14 protein-coding genes and 1 pseudogene are annotated in these 14662 nt (G+C 65.8%); 10 read left to right on the top strand and 5 right to left on the bottom strand.

Annotated features, from left to right (window positions below; all coding sequences use genetic code 11):
* Positions 1 to 6: 6 nt before the first annotated feature.
* Complete coding sequence (locus EXR94_13885; protein ID MSR03806.1) at positions 7 to 258, top strand: hypothetical protein; 252 nt, start codon at positions 7 to 9, stop codon at positions 256 to 258.
* 4 nt (positions 259 to 262) lie between these two features.
* Positions 263 to 1222, top strand: a complete 960-nt coding sequence (locus EXR94_13880; GenBank protein ID MSR03805.1) for a hypothetical protein — start codon at positions 263 to 265, stop codon at positions 1220 to 1222.
* Positions 1223 to 1224: 2 nt separating this feature from the next.
* On the opposite strand, the gene EXR94_13875 is transcribed toward EXR94_13880, so the two are convergent.
* A complete protein-coding gene (locus EXR94_13875; GenBank protein MSR03804.1) occupies positions 1225 to 3090 on the bottom strand; it encodes a hypothetical protein in 1866 nt (621 codons plus the stop codon).
* Between the two features lie 49 nt (positions 3091 to 3139).
* Here EXR94_13875 and EXR94_13870 point away from each other — a divergent pair, with 49 nt between their 5' ends.
* From EXR94_13870 to EXR94_13855, 4 genes are all read left to right on the top strand, one after another.
* Positions 3140 to 3991, top strand: a complete 852-nt coding sequence (locus EXR94_13870) for a VOC family protein (protein ID MSR03803.1) — start codon at positions 3140 to 3142, stop codon at positions 3989 to 3991.
* Positions 3992 to 4096: 105 nt separating this feature from the next.
* A complete protein-coding gene (locus EXR94_13865) occupies positions 4097 to 6430 on the top strand; it encodes a hypothetical protein (protein MSR03802.1) in 2334 nt (777 codons plus the stop codon).
* A gap of 145 nt (positions 6431 to 6575) precedes the next feature.
* A complete protein-coding gene (locus tag EXR94_13860; protein MSR03801.1) occupies positions 6576 to 7325 on the top strand; it encodes an SDR family oxidoreductase in 750 nt (249 codons plus the stop codon).
* Positions 7326 to 7334: 9 nt separating this feature from the next.
* Positions 7335 to 8513, top strand: coding sequence for a pyridoxal phosphate-dependent aminotransferase (locus tag EXR94_13855; protein MSR03800.1), 1179 nt, complete (start codon positions 7335 to 7337; stop codon positions 8511 to 8513).
* Between the two features lie 37 nt (positions 8514 to 8550).
* Here EXR94_13855 and EXR94_13850 read toward each other — a convergent pair whose 3' ends face one another.
* Positions 8551 to 8883: a Gfo/Idh/MocA family oxidoreductase gene (locus EXR94_13850; protein MSR03799.1), complete on the bottom strand. Its 333-nt coding sequence runs from the start codon at positions 8881 to 8883 to the stop codon at positions 8551 to 8553.
* A gap of 84 nt (positions 8884 to 8967) precedes the next feature.
* Positions 8968 to 10299, bottom strand: a complete 1332-nt coding sequence (locus EXR94_13845) for an MFS transporter (GenBank protein ID MSR03798.1) — start codon at positions 10297 to 10299, stop codon at positions 8968 to 8970.
* A 98-nt stretch (positions 10300 to 10397) separates the two neighbouring features.
* On the opposite strand from EXR94_13845, the gene EXR94_13840 reads away from it, so the two are divergent.
* Positions 10398 to 10655, top strand: coding sequence for a hypothetical protein (locus EXR94_13840; protein ID MSR03797.1), 258 nt, complete (start codon positions 10398 to 10400; stop codon positions 10653 to 10655).
* Here EXR94_13840 and EXR94_13835 read toward each other — a convergent pair.
* Together EXR94_13835 and EXR94_13830 are read right to left on the bottom strand one after the other, a co-directional pair.
* The gene (locus EXR94_13835) at positions 10652 to 12271 is read right to left on the bottom strand and encodes a D-aminoacylase (protein ID MSR03796.1); all 1620 of its coding nucleotides are present in this window, start codon (positions 12269 to 12271) and stop codon (positions 10652 to 10654) included. The two genes, EXR94_13840 and EXR94_13835, sit on opposite strands and share 4 nt — an antisense overlap.
* A 22-nt stretch (positions 12272 to 12293) precedes the next feature.
* Complete coding sequence (locus EXR94_13830; protein ID MSR03795.1) at positions 12294 to 13469, bottom strand: class A beta-lactamase-related serine hydrolase; 1176 nt, start codon at positions 13467 to 13469, stop codon at positions 12294 to 12296.
* Between the two features lie 238 nt (positions 13470 to 13707).
* Here EXR94_13830 and EXR94_13825 point away from each other — a divergent pair.
* From EXR94_13825 to EXR94_13815, 3 genes and pseudogenes are all read left to right on the top strand, one after another.
* A pseudogene (locus EXR94_13825) lies at positions 13708 to 13797 on the top strand (metallophosphoesterase).
* Positions 13798 to 13954: 157 nt separating this feature from the next.
* Positions 13955 to 14221 carry a ribbon-helix-helix protein, CopG family gene (locus EXR94_13820; protein ID MSR03794.1) on the top strand — a complete coding sequence of 89 codons (267 nt, stop codon included), beginning with the start codon at positions 13955 to 13957 and terminating at the stop codon, positions 14219 to 14221.
* Positions 14218 to 14595, top strand: a complete 378-nt coding sequence (locus EXR94_13815) for a PIN domain-containing protein (protein ID MSR03793.1) — start codon at positions 14218 to 14220, stop codon at positions 14593 to 14595. The genes EXR94_13820 and EXR94_13815 overlap by 4 nt, the downstream gene beginning before the upstream one ends.
* Positions 14596 to 14662: the final 67 nt, after the last annotated feature.

Here is a 14662-nt window from a genome sequence, read left to right as displayed (position 1 = left end):
TACGCGATGATGGCGGCCCCGATGATGATGGCCTTCGGCCAGGAAGATGCCCGCCGCCGGGTCGGGTCGGTCAAGATGGGCGTGCCCTATACCGGAGGATGGGAGGAGTTCGACAAGGAGTCCAAGGACGCCAAGATCACCGCCATCACCCGGTATCGCTATGTCATCACGGTCGAGTCCCGGAACGGCGCCGAGGATCCATCGGCCCTGGTAAAGCGGGTGGCGGAAGCCATCGCCACCAAATTCGAGGGCAAGTAGTCAAGTGATGATCCGCTGTGCGGTCGGGTGGCTGGTCGGGGCGCTGGCCGGCGGATCGGTCAGCGCCCAACAAGTTCCCGACACCGCGTTCCGGCCGCCGGTCCGGCGGCCCGCCTATCCGATCGGGGCGGGCCCGACGCTCTGCCTCGACGAGGCCCACCACAACTTTCACACCCTCGACAACCGGTTCCGGGCCTTTGGTGAGTTGGCTCGGCGGGACGGGTTCCGAGTCTCGGCCAATCGAGCGGGGTTCGATTTCGACGGGTTGTCCCGGTGCCGGATTTTGGTCATCTCGAACGCCCAGCCGAACGACAGCAGTTGGGACACCTATCCAACCCCGACGCCGTCGGCGTTTACCAAAGATGAAATCAAGTCGGTCTATCTGTGGGTGGAGCAGGGCGGGTCGCTGCTCCTGATTGCCGATCATATGCCGCTGGCGGGCGCCGCGGCCCAACTGGCGACGGCATTCGGAATCTCGTTTACCGATGGGTTTGCCGTGGCGGGGTTCGAAGGAGGCGATGCGGAGCGCCAGGCCGCCTTTGCCCTCCCGACCCTCTTTACCTCGAGCGATGGCACCCTCCGGCCGCACCCGATTGTGAGAGGTCGCGATACCACCGAGCGGATCACTCAGGTGCGGAGCTTTACCGGACAGGCGTTTCGGGTGGCGGTAGGGCGGGCCGCCCCGGTGCTGATCCTGCCGGCGTCGTTTGTGTCGCTCGAGCCCCGGATTGCGTGGCAATTCGGCCCCGACACCAAAAGGCGGCCGGTCGGCGGTTGGTTGCAGGGCGCGACGATCCGGGTCCGCGGCGGCCGGGTGGCCTTCTTCGGCGAAGCCGCCATGTTCAGCGCCCAAGTGGCCGGACCTGAGCAGCGGCCGATGGGTATGAACGCCCCGATGGCGGAACAAAATTCTCAATTTGTCCTCAACGTACTCCACTGGCTGGCGCGGATCCTCGAGCCGTAGGCTTAGGGGGCGCCTCCGGTCAGTCTGGCGTTCAAGTCGGCCGCGGAGTACCACCGGCCTTGGGCCATGACCCCGCGACGGTCCCGGAGGTTGCCTAACGACTCGAGCGGATTGCCGCCCACCAGTTGGAGGTCGGCCACCTGTCCCGGTGCCACGGTGCCCTGGGTCAGGGCGTTACCCAGAAACTCGGGTCCGGCCCGGGCGGCCATCCGAAGGACCTCCGCCGGCGAGAACCCGCCGCGCTCGAAGAGCATCAGCTCGTCGTGATAGGCGTACCCCTGGAGCCACGAGTCGGTCCCGATCATCAGCTTGGCGCCACCGTTGGCCAGGGCCCTGGCCAACTCCAGTTGGGGCACCAGGGCCCGCCCTGCCTCGGCAAAATCGGCCTCGGTAAAGTCGGCCAAGAAACTGATCTTGGAACGGTCCGGAGCCCCTTGGCCCGGAAACAGTTTGACCTCGGGACGTTGGGCCAGGGCCCGGTACGCCGAATCGGGCAGCATCATGTGATACGCCACGACGAACGTGGGAGTATTCCAGACTCCGGCCCGGACCGTTTGCTCCACCAGGCCCGGAAACCGCGACCGGTCGATGTAGTTCCACGCCACGGTGCGGGACCGGAGGGTTGCCCCGGGCTGCACGGCTGCGTCCTTCGGCACCAACTCGGCAATGTATCCTCGCAAGTGCTCGATCGAGGCCTGCTTCGCGGCGAGGGCGCCGGTGAGTCCGACCTCGAACGGAACGTGGCCGGCCACCGGCATGCCCAACCCCCGGGCTACCCGAACGATGGTGTCGTACACCGCCTTCGGGACGCTGTTATAGACCTTGATGAAGTCGTAGCCGGCCCGATGCTGGGCCGCGATCTCGGCGCGAGTTTTGGCGGGGTCGGTCACGACGGTCATGGATGGCTGCAACGGCGGGCTCCCGTCGATGATGGCGCCCGACGTGACGATGCGGGGTCCGGCGAGCGAGCCGGCCGCGACCGCCTTCCGCCAACCTAACGTGGCGGTGTCGCCCCACATCACCCGGATGGTGGTAATCCCGTTGGCCAGGTAGGTGACCAGGTCGAGCGGCCGGCCGGGGTGGGTGTGCATATCGGAAAAGCCGGGCAGCAGAAACTGGCCCCGCCCGTCGATGACCCGGTAGTTCTTCGACGACGGGGCCTGCTTGGCCGGGCCGATCCAGAAGACTCGGCCGTCTTTCACGAGCACGGTCTGGTGCTCGAGGACGCCAGGCTGGTCCATCGCGAGCACGGCCACATCTACGAAGGCCGTGGGTGGTGGTGGCGCTTGGAACAGCATGCTATTCCGCTTGATCTGGGTGATGGCGATTGCCGGGGTTAGCCGTTGGCCGTCGGCCGGGCTTTGCTGGATCTTTCGGACGATGTCGAGGCCAGCCACGACCTTCCCAAAGGCGGCAAAGCCCTGCCCGTCGGGATTCCGCTTGCCGCCGAAGTCCAGTTCGGGCTGATCGGTGACGCAGATGAAGAATTGATCTCGGGCCGTGTCCGGGCCGGTCCGGGCCATCGAGATCGTCCCGGCCCGGTGCTTCAGGCCGGTGACGGTGGTCCGCTCGAGCAGGATCGGTCCGGACTGTTTCTGGAGGGTCGTGTCCCCACCGGCCTGGATCACTTCGATCTTGACCGCGTCATTGGGCTGGTTGGCCATGGTGACGGTTCGATGAAACGAGCCCCGGTCGGAGAACTTCGCGTCGACATACCGGAGAAAGTTCTGGGCGGAAACCGGGGCGTGGACCGTGTCGATCTCGACTTCGATCTGGCCCAGGGTGGTCTGAATGACGACCCGCGGGAGGGTTTGCCCCGCGAGGACGCTTGGGATGAGGACCGCGAGGAGCGATCTTAGCCTCGGCATGGTGACTCCAGAAGGTTGGCTTGCCTAGATTACCCTGAAAGCCGTTTCGATGCGATCCCTCGACCATTTTGCCCATGCAGTTCAGAACCTCGATCTGGCCGGGGCCGCCTTTGAACGGCTCGGCTTCCAGGTCTTGCCGGTGGCCCGCCACGCCGAGCTCGGTTCCTGCAACCGGATCTTCCAGCTCCGGAACACCTATTACGAAATCGTGGCGGATCTCGATTGGAGCTTGCCACTGCTTCGCGATCGGATGATGCCCCGGTTTCAATGTGGCGACGGGATGGCGATCGTGAGCCTCACCTCGGACGACTTGCCGCGCGACCGGGACACCGTGGCGGCCCTGGGCCTGGCGCCGGATCCGATCCTGAACGCCCGGCGCGCCATTCCAATGCCGGACGGCACTACCGACGAAACCAACAGTCATTGCTTCTACGTCTGGCGGGATGGGCGCCGCCGGTATCTGACCCTTTTTCTGTCCCACCACTACAAGCCGGAGACCATCTTCGTGCCGGTCTACCAGCGCCACCCGAACGGAGCGATCGAGGTCACGGGACTCACCTACGTGTCCGAGAACCCGGCGGGCGATACCAAGTACTTCGGGGCCATGTTCGGGGCTCCGCCGGTGCGGGCCTCCCCGACGGCGGTGGCGTTCATTACTCCGCGGGGGGAACTGGTCGAGATCATCGCGCCGCCTCTGCTGGAGGACCGGTTCGGAGCGGCGGCGCCCGCCTGGTGCGGACTGTTAGGCGGCTACGGGGTTGCGATGGAATTCCGGGTCGAGAACCTCGGGCGGAGCCGGGCACTGCTGGCCACCAACGGCGTCCCGGCGATCGACGAGGGAAGCCGGCTTGTGATCCCGGCCTCCCACGGGGCGGGGATGGTCTTGACCTTCGTGGAGTGACGGGTCCGGAGTGCAACCGTGTTACTCCAGAACCCGTTCGCCCGTAGGTATCTTGGCCTACCCGCGGCAATCCGGCGACCACCGATAAGTCTCTGAGGAACCGAAATGTTGTGCTTGCTTCTGACCGTCCTCGCCGCGGCGCCCGATACTCTTGTGGATGCCTATTCCGGAGCCGCCGGCCGTCTGAAAGTGGCCCTCCCCCGGATCGACGCCGGCGTTGTCATCGACGGCATCCTGGATGAGCCCTCGTGGACTCAAGCCTCGCGGCTGACCGAGTTCTCCCAATACGCGCCGGCCGATGGCCGCCGGGCCGAGCAGGATACCGAGATCCTGGTGTGGTACTCACCGACCGCATTGCATTTCGGGGTTCGGGCCAAGGCTCGCCCCGGGAGCGTCAGGGCCACCCTGGCCAACCGGGATCGGTTGGCGGATGAGGATCGGGTCGAGTTCTACCTCGGGACCTATAACGACGGCAATCAAGCGCTGGTCTTTGCGGTCAATCCACTCGGCGTCCAGCAGGACGGCACGATGGCCGAGCAGGGCCGGAGCAACGGCGGCCGCGATACCACCGACTTGAGTCCCGACTTCGTGTTCGCCTCCCGGGGCCGGTTGACCGCCGATGGCTTCGAGGTGGAAGTTCGGATTCCCTTCAAGACCCTTCGGTACCAACCCGCCGAGTCACAAGACTGGGGTCTCCACATCATCCGGCGGACCCAGGCCTCGGGGCATGAAGATTCCTGGGCCCCCGCTATTCGCGGCGCGCCGAGTTTCCTCCGGCAGGGGGGCACTCTGCTGGGTCTGACCGGGCTCCGACGCGGCATCGTGATGGATCTGAACCCGGTTGTTACCGCCCGGGCCACCGGCGCGCCCACTTTGCCGTCGGGCCGGTGGGGGTACGACAATGCGGCGGAACTCGGGGGCAACGTACGGTGGGGTGTCACCCCCAATCTGACCCTGAACGGCACCGTCAACCCGGATTTTTCCCAGGTCGAAGCCGACGCCAGTCAGATCGTGAACGATCCGCGGCGGGCCCTGTTCTTCGCCGAGAAGCGCCCGTTCTTTCTGGAGGGAATCGAACAGTTCTCGACGCCGAACCAGCTGATCTACTCCCGGCGAATCGCCGCGCCGGTCGGTGCCGCGAAGCTCACCGGCAAGGTCTCGGGGACGACCGTGGCCACCATGCTTGCCCTGGACGGCCGGGAGACCTCGCGGAGCGGCATCGACCAGCCGTTCTTCGCCATCGCCAGGGCCCAGCGAGACTTGGGGGGCGGATCGCGGGCGGGCCTGGTCTTCACCAGCCGCACCGAGCCGCGATTCAGCAGTCACCTCGGCGGGGTCGACACTCGCGTCGTGCTCCCGGGCGGCACCGCCCTCTCGGCCCAAGTCGTGGGCAGCGTGACGACGCGCGACGGGCACCGGGATGTGGCGCCGCTCTGGCAGCTCGACGCTCGGCGGGCCGGCCGGCATTTCGGATTCCAGGCCAAATTCGAAGGTGTCAGTGATGCCTTTGAGGCCGCGGCCGGTTTCATCGGGGTTCCGGATGCCGTGACGATCTCGGGCGGGCCGTCGTGGACGGTCTACGGGAAGCCGGGTGCGTTCGTGGCCCGGGCTACCGGCGGGGTGAGCGCCAACGGCCGATGGACCTACGATGATTTCGTCGAGGGCCGAGGGTTCCAGGACCGGCAGTTCTTTCTCACCGGGAGCTTCGAGTTCCGGGGCGGCTGGAGTCTCAGGGCCTTCAATTGGTTTGAGTACTTCGGCTACGACCGGCGTCTGTTCCAGGGGTACGCCCTCGAGCGCCACGGCGCGGCCGGCATCGTCGATACGGTCGCTCCCTACCCGGGGGGCGCCACCGTTCACAACTATGGCAGTAGTGTCACCCTCGGCACGCCGTGGGTCGGTCCGTTCTCCGTCGATATCAACGCCACCTTCGGAGCGGACGTGAACTACTTCGAATGGTCGCCCGCCAACATTCTCTTCGTCAACTCGACGATTCAGTTTCAGCCAACCAGCCAAATCCGGGCCCTCGGGACCTACGTGCTGACCTACTTCCAGCGCCGATCCGATGGATCGGTCGTCTCGGTGACCCATATCCCGAGGCTTCGGGTCGAGTACCAGCTCAATCGGTCGCTCTTTCTCCGGGTCGTCGGCGAGTACCGGGCGTCGAAGCGGGACGCCCTCCGAGATGATGGCCGGACCGGCGATCCGATTCTGTTCCTCGATCCGCGCGACGGGATCTACAAACGTGGGCCGGCTTCCCAAACGGAGACCAACGGATTTCGGACCGATTTTCTCTTTTCGTTTCAGCCGACGCCCGGCACCGTGTTCTTCGCCGGGTACGGCGGGAGCTATCGCGACACCGGCCGGTTCAAGTTCGGCGACCTCGCCCGGACCGGTGACGGGTTCTTTTTAAAGGCCAGCTATCTGTTCCGGATGTAGGGCATGATCCTCGCCCTGGTCACGCTGCTCGCCGCGCCCGGCCCCGGCTGCCTGGCCCTCTACCTCCGCCTCGGCCAATGGTTCTAACCCCCCGCCGAGTGCCGAGCCCCGAGTGCCGAGTGCCGAGCCCCGAGTATATTCGACCATGGTTCCCCAAGATTTCGCCGGCCGAGTGGCCCTGGTGACCGGCGCCTCGCGCGGCCTGGGCCGGGCGGCGGCGGAACGGTTGCTCGAGCGCGGCGCCTCGGTGGCCGTCAACGTCCGCGACCCCTCCCGGGCCGAGGCGATCGCCTCCGAGTTGGGTGACCGAGCCTTCGCCGCCCCCGGCGACATCACCGGCGCCGGGGTGCCCGAGGAGTTGGTCGCTCGGGTCGTGGCGCGGTTTGGCCGGCTCGACATCCTCGTCAATAACGCTGCTCACGCCCTCGGGACCCGGCTCGATGAATTGACCGCCGAGGAGTGGCGGCTGGCCTTGGAAGTGAACATGACGGCGCCGTTCCTCCTGACCAAGGCGGCCCTCCCGACGATGAAGGGCCAGCACTATGGCCGGATCATCAATATCTCGTCCACCGCCGGACGGATGGTGAGCACGCTCGGTGGCGCCCACTATACCGCGTCGAAAACCGGCTTGCTCGGCTTCACTCGGGCCGCCGCGAAGGAACTCGGTCGGTTCGGGATTACCGTCAACGCGGTGTGCCCGGGTATGATCGACACGGAACTCACTCGTGAGACCGCGACCCCGGAGCGATTGAATCAGCTAGCGCAGGGATACCCGGTTCCGCGTCTGGGGACGGCCCGCGAGGTCGCCGATCTGATTTGCTTTGCCTCCTCCGAGGCGGCCGGCTACATCACCGGTGCCTCGCTCGATATCAACGGTGGCGACTTGATGATGTAGGAGATTGGAATGACCGGAGACTTGGCCGCACGGCTCGACCTGTTGTCAGGTGAAGGCGCGCTGGACGTATTCCGGCGCGCCACGGAAATCGAGCGGACCGGCCGTTCGGTCGTCCATCTCGAACTGGGGGCGCCCGACGTCGCCGCCCCTCCGCATGTGACCGAGGCGGCGATTGCCGCGCTCTGGGCCGGCGATGCCCGCTACGTCGCCCCGACCGGCATTCCAGAACTTCGCGAGGCCATTGCGGCCGATCTCGCCTCCCGTGGCGTTCGGTTCGATCCCGACCAAGTCATCGTGACGCCGAGCGCCAAGTCGGCCGTGTTTTACTCGATGCTGGCCACGGTCAGCGCCGGCGATGACGTGCTGGTGCCGGACCCGGGGTTTCCGATTTACCCGTCGGTGGCCCGGTTCGTCGGCGCGACGCCGGTGGGCTACGGGGTTGACGACAACAACGCCCCCGATGTCGATGATATCGAAGCACGGATTACTCCCCGGGCCCGGGTACTGGTCTTGAACTCGCCGAACAATCCGACTGGCGGCGCCCTCACCAGAGCGGCCACCGAACGGCTCGCCGCCTTGGTGGCGCGCCATGGACTCACCGTGGTTTCCGACGACATCTATTCCCGCTTGGTGTACCAGGGCGAGCGAGCGGCGTGCCTGGCGGCGTACGAGGGTGCCCGCGACCGGACCATCGTCGTCGATGGATTTTCCAAGACGTATGCCATGACTGGGTACCGGCTGGGCTACCTGGCGGTTCCCAGGCCTTGGGTCGAGCGACTCACGACCCTCGCGATCAACGGCTATACCTGTGTCGCGCCGTTCATCCAGCGGGCCGGGGTGGCCGCACTGACTGGTCCCCAGGAGAGTGTCGCCGCCCAAGTCGCGGTGTATCGGGTCCGGCGCGACCTGCTGGTGGCCGGGCTCAATGCGATTGACGGGGTGCGCTGTCCAGTCCCGGCCGGAGCGTTCTACGTATTCCCCGACTTCTCTGAGTTGCTGGCCCGTCATCAGATGAAATCCCGCGAGCTGGCCGTGCACCTCCTCGAACACCATGGGGTTGCTACGATCGACGGCCTGGCCTTCGGTTCCCGGGGCGAAGGACGGCTCCGATTGTCGTTCGCATCGGCGAGTTCCGATCTCGAGTCCGCCATGGAACGAATCCGGGACGGCGTGGCCGGGCTGATCTAAAACGGACTCGTTTGCGCCGGACCCCGATCCTGTTCCCCTAACGGCAGCGCAACCCACCGCGGTAGTCGTGGCAGACCGGTTTTTCGACCAGGCAATGCTTCCCGGCTTCGAGGGCCTCGAACACCAGGTCCTGATGGTCGCCCCGGGTGACGATGTCGACGACGCCGATATCGGGCCGGGACAGGATCGAGCGGTAGTCGGTGGTCACCTCAGGAATCCCGAACTCGCGGGCCCGCCGCTCGGCCAAATCCCGGTCGAGGTCGCAGATGACGAGGAGTTCGGACAGCGGCGAGCGTTGAAAATCTGGTAAATGCGCGGAGGCCGACCAGCGGCCGGCGCCAATGACGGCAACGCGAAGAGTGGGTGTGATCGGCGGATGATAATGGGGGCCTGACCGGACCTCGCAATCTCGCGGGAGTCGATCCGGTCAGTGCCCTTCGTCGAGATTGCCCCCCTACGGCCGAGCGCCGAGCGCCGAGTCCCGAGTGCCGAGAACCACCTGCCGGCGCCCGAGCCAGAGCCCGATCAAGAGCCAGAGGCCGGCGAGCGGGGCCGCCACCAACGCCACCCCGGCCATTCCGAGTCCGAGTGAGCCGAGCAAACGATCGCCCCATGCCCCCACCTGATCGCCGAATCGGTACACGAACGTATCGATAAACGATTTGGCCTTGTACTTGTCCTCGCGACTCACGACGGTGTAGAGCACCTCCCGCGAGGGCCGCGCCACGGCGTAGTTGCCGGCGCCCCGAAGTATCATGAACCCAATCAGCACCGCCACGCTGGGCACCAAGGCAACGCCGAGGAATCCCGCGACGGAAATGGCCGGCACGATCGTCAACATGACCGCAATGCCCAAGCGCTTCATCAACCGGCCCGTCAGCAGGGCTTGGACCACCACGGTCAACGTCTGGACCGCCAGCGCGATTTGGGCGAGCAAGGCGGCTCGCGCGGCGCGATCCTCCTGGTAGGCACCCTCGACGATATGGGCTTGTTGGAAGTAGAGAAACGTCGACCCAATCGTGTAGAGCAGCATGTATCCGCAAATGCCGAGTAGGTAGGGCGACTTGAACACGTGACTGATGCCGGACAGGGCGCCTCCCCCGATCGCGGCCTCGTCCGGAACCGCCTCGCGCCCCTCGCCTCCGTCGCGGAACAGCTTGGCCAGTCGCCCGGCGCACTGGACCGCGACCTCGAGGAGAGCGGCCGAAACCAGCAACAACCCCGCGGTGCCGACTCCTTTCACTAAGGAGGCTGTGGTGAAGGACCCGATGATACCGCCGACGGTCCCCCCGACGCCGATGAAACCGAAGAGTCGCTTACCCTGCTCAGACCGAAAGGCATCGGCCATGAAACCCCAGAACACCGACACGACGAACAGGTTGAAAACGCTGGCCCACAGGTAGAAGGCCCGTCCAACCCAAACCTGCTGTGGGGGTTCCGGGAATGCGGTGAACAGGGCAAAGAACACGACCAGGTTCACCAGGAAGAAGCGGTAGGCAATCGGAACGAATCGCTTCCGGGGCAACTTGGCGACCAAGGCGGCGAACGCAGGACTGACCACCAGCATGGCGATCATCGTGCCGGTGAAGAGCCACGGCAGATTGCGAATCCCGCCGGCGATGCCCGCTTCATCGCGGATCGGCCGAAGAATGAACCAACTTGCCATGACGCAGAAGAAATAGGCCGAAGCCCAGAGGACCGGGGCCAACTCCCCGGGTTTGGCGTCGATGAGCCGGCCGAGCAGGCTGGGATTTTCTTGGGTTTTCGGGGTGGTCATCGCGGCCATTTCAGGTTGATGGGTGAAAGAGTATACGTCAGATACGAGCGGAGGGTGAGCCGGGGTTCACCCGCCGGAACCCGTCGCCCAGAAAGTTCACCGACAGGATGACCACCAGGATCGCGGCCCTGACCGATGTCCTGGAGCAGGCAGCCGGCCGGAAGGTCTGCCGTCGGCGGATTCCGCTGGCGGTGCTCCGGTACGGGGCGGCGTTGGTTCGGCCGTTCAACGAACTGGCAGCCCGGTTCATGCCCATCGGGTACTGGTCGGGCCGGGAAGATCACCGGCTCGACCATTGGCAAAAGACCGCTGATCGTTTCGGGGTTGCCCCGATGACCGTCGAGACCTTCCTCGAACGACGCTAATTCTTGCCCGGACCGTACAGCACCATGCCGGGCTTGGCGCCGGTATGCTTGCCGTGCTCGGTGACGACTTGGCCGTTCACCAGCACGTAGTCGATTCCGCTCGGATACTTCACCGGCTCGGCCCAGGTCGCCTCGTCCTCAATCTTGTCGTAGTCGAACACCACGACATCGGCCCAATTGCCCTCTTTGAGCGAGCCGCGGTTGGCGAGCTTCATCCGGGTGGCGGGCCACGAGGTCATCTTTCGAATCGCCTCCGGCAGAGTCAGAAGCCCATCCTTTCGGACGTACTGCGCGATGATCCGCGGGTGGGTTCCGTAGGCGCGTGGATGGGGCAGTCCGGTCCCATCGATGGCGCCGGGGTCGGCTGACGCCCCTGCGTCGCTGCCGATGCTGACCCAGGGGAACTTGAGCGCCATCTTGACGTCGTCTTCACCCATCATGTGATAGATCGCGGTAACCCGGCCTCCCCCGGCCAGTACCAAGTCCCAGGCGGCATCGCGGGGGTCTTTCTTCATTTCCTTGGCGATCACGGTCAGCGATTTCCCGACGTACTTGGCGTTCTCAGGGTTCCGGGCGTTGCCTAACACGATGCCGTCCCAGCCGCCGGCCGCCTCGATGATGTTCCACCACCCCGGCGAGCCGGTCCTGGTTTCCTGCTTGAGCCGCTTCCGGATCTCGGGGTTGGTGAGCCGGGCCCGGAGTGAATCCATCCCGCCTTCGAACGCCCACGACGGAATCGTGGCCTCGAGCCCGGTGCCGCCGGCGGTGTAGGGGTACTGGTCGGCGGCCACATCCACACCCCGCGCCCGGGCCGCGTCGATCAGGTCACCGGCCGCCCGCATCAGTTTGCCCCAGCCCGGCTTGTATGCCGCCTTGAGGTGAAAGACCTCGACCGCCACCTTGGCCTCCTCCCCGATCCGGATGGCTTCGGCAATCGACTCGATCAGTTCTTTCCCTTCGCCCCGGATGTGGCTCGCGTAGGTGCCGCCGTAGGGCGCGATGGCCTTGGCCACCTCGATCAGCTCTTCGGTCGTGGCGTAGCTCGATGGAGGATAAATCAGCGCCGTCGTCATCCCCATCGCGCCGGCCCGCATCGCGGTATCCACGATGGCGCGCATCCGGGTCAACTCGTCAGCAGTCGGCTTCCGGGCCGATGGGCCGAGCACCGGGTTTCGAGCTTGGGTCTCACTGAAGTACGACCCGAAATTCATGCTGATGCCCTGGCGCTCGAGCGTTTGGAAATACTCGGTGATCCGGCCCGCCGGGACCGGAAAACCGCCTTCGCCGCCGATCGACGTCGTCACGCCTTGCAGCACTTTGTTTTGCGCCAATCCGTTCCGGAGCAAGACGCCGCCCGACTGATCCATCATGTCGATCCAGCCCGGCGTGACGTACTTGCCGGTGGCGTCGAGTTCCCGGGTGCCGGCCTCTGGAATCCGTCCGATCTTGGCGATCTTGCCGCCCCGGATCCCGATGTCGGCGGCGATCCAGGGGTTGCCCATGCCGTCGAGCACCCGTCCGTTCCGGATCACGATGTCGTAACCCTGGGCGTGGCCCACCGTCCCAAGGGTCAGGAGGGAGAAGACGATCCGGGCGGTGCGGGAACCCGAGGTCATGCGAAAACTCCGTTGTGAGATGTTATCGGGGAATCGGCTTGTCGAGCGAGTCCCAGCCGTAGGCGGCCGCGACCCGCTCTTCGATTTCCCGGATGATGGCCCCGCCGTTGTCACCGTTGGTCATGACCACCACGCCATAGCCCTTCCGGACGTGGGCCACCAAGTCGCAGCGAAAACCCCAGTTGCCACCGCTATGCATGAAGTACCAGCCCTCGCCCCGCTTCTCGACCATGAAGCCGACCGCAAACGGTCCCATCCCGGTCGGGGCGATCATCTCGCGGGCGCTGGCCTGCGAGAGCACCTTGCCCGCGGGACCTTGGATGGCCCGCTGGGTTTCGATCGCGACTTTGGCCAGGTCGCTCGGCGTCGTCCATAAACCGGCGGCGGCCTGTTCGGGGTAGACGTGCCACTTGGCTCCCATCGCCTTTCCGTCGCCGCCGTGGGCCCGGGCAGTCCGCTCGGCGATCGCCCCGGTCGGGGGCTGCTCGTAGGAACTCGCGGTCATCCCGAGCGGGTCGAGCACTTTCTGGCGCATCAACTCGGCAAATGGTTGTCCGGTCAGGTCGGTCAACGCGAGCTGCATCATCTCGGTGCCGCCGCCCGAGTACTTCTGGCCGGTGAACGGCGGCCGGACGAAGCGCACGGCCCCCACGTTGGACGGCGATTCGCCGTTGAGGATTTGGGGTACGGTGGGGCGCGGGGCATCGGGGTCATAGCCGGGAAACCCGAACCCGTCGTCGGAACCGGAGGTATGGCTCAAGAGCGACCGCGGCGTGACCGGCTGCGATCGGGTCAGCTCGCTCTCAGGCACTCGCCAAGACTTGAGGAGCGAGTTGATGTTCTGGTCGAGCGAAAAGCGGCCCTCTTGGGCCAGTCGGACCGCGGCCATGGCCATGACCGGCTTGCTGATCGACGCGGCTTGGAAGGCGGTGGTCACCTCGACCGGCCGGTTGGCCGTCACGTCGGCGAGGCCGTACCCCTTGGCCCAGTGAATCTTGAAATCCTTGATTACCGCCACGCTGGCGCCCGGGACCTTGAACCGCGCCAGCAGCTCCGGGATGGTCAGGCCATCGAAGCCCTGCCGGTTGGGAGACTGGGCGGCCTCGATCCGGGCGATGAATGGAGCCGGGTCGTCCTGCGCCCCCGCTGGGGCGGGAAGAGCAAGAACTGAGGCGAGCAACAGCGCCGCCCTGATCAATCGAGCCAGAGGCATTGGGACTGGTCTCCTGGAGACGTGACAAAGGTCGGACGGAACTCGCATCGGAAGATACGGCGAGGGTCGAGCGACGGCGAGGGTCTGGTCGGGTCTGGTCTGGTGGATTCCAGGTGCAGGCCCCCCTGGGGAAAGCGCCCGGTTCGGCCTAACGTCCGTGCCACCGCCCCAAGGCTGTTGCATCACATATCCGCCGCTCACTCCGGCCCTGATCGCGGACCCCGTGCGAATCGTTCTGATCAGCGATACCCATGGGCTCCATCACCACATGCCGCCCGTGCCAGCCGGTGACGTCGTCGTGCACGCCGGCGACTGCACCCGGCGCGGAAACGGCGGATCGACTTTGAGAACGACATGACCAAGCGAGAGCGCGAATTCCGGCGCCGAGAACAGGAGCGCTGGGAGAAACACCAACGAGAGATGGCCCGCGACTGGGACCGCCGGTAGGACAATCTAGCCGAATTGAGCATATGGCCATACCTTCAAGTATGGCCATATCGCGAATCAAAGGAACCTACACGCTTGATGCCGAGACCGTCCGGGTGCTCAACGCCCTCGCCAAGCGGTGGGGAACGTCGAAGTCGGATGTCCTCCGACGGGCGATTCGGGTCGCCGCCGCCGGTCTCGAACCACCGGGCGCTACGGTGCTCGATCAATTGCAGGGACGGGTTGCCTTGACGAATGCCGCGGCGGGGCGTTGGGCGGCGGCGGTCAGGACCGAGCGGCGCACCCGGTGATCATGGTCGATACCAGCTTTCTGATCCGGGCTCTGGTTCCGGGCACGGGCGAGGACCGGGCATTGCGCCGGTGGCTCCGCGACGGTCAGCGGCCGATCACCAGCGCCGTCGCGTGGGCTGAGTTTCTCTGCGGCCCGCTCGAGCCCGCCGAGTTTGACCTTGCCGCCCTGATCGTCGTTGACCGGGTCGAGTTTGCGGCCGAAGACGCGGTTGCCGCCGCTGGCTTTTTCAACGCCACCGGTCGCCGCCGGGGAACCCTGATCGATTGCATGATCGCGGCCACCGCGATCCGGGCCGGGGCTGCGCTGGCGACGGCCAACCCCGCCGACTTCAAGCGACTCGAGCCGCTCGGCCTTACCCTCGCCGCCTACTAGTCGGGTCGCGCCGGGGGCAGATCCGGATCTATCTTTCTGGGTTGCAGGATTCGCATAGCCCAGAGAG

It is taken from the genome of Gemmatimonadota bacterium, from assembly GCA_009692115.1.
Lineage (GTDB): Bacteria > Gemmatimonadota > Gemmatimonadetes > Gemmatimonadales > GWC2-71-9 > SHZU01.
Note: the sequence above shows the minus strand (reverse complement) of the source record. Positions and strands in the feature narration are given on the sequence as shown.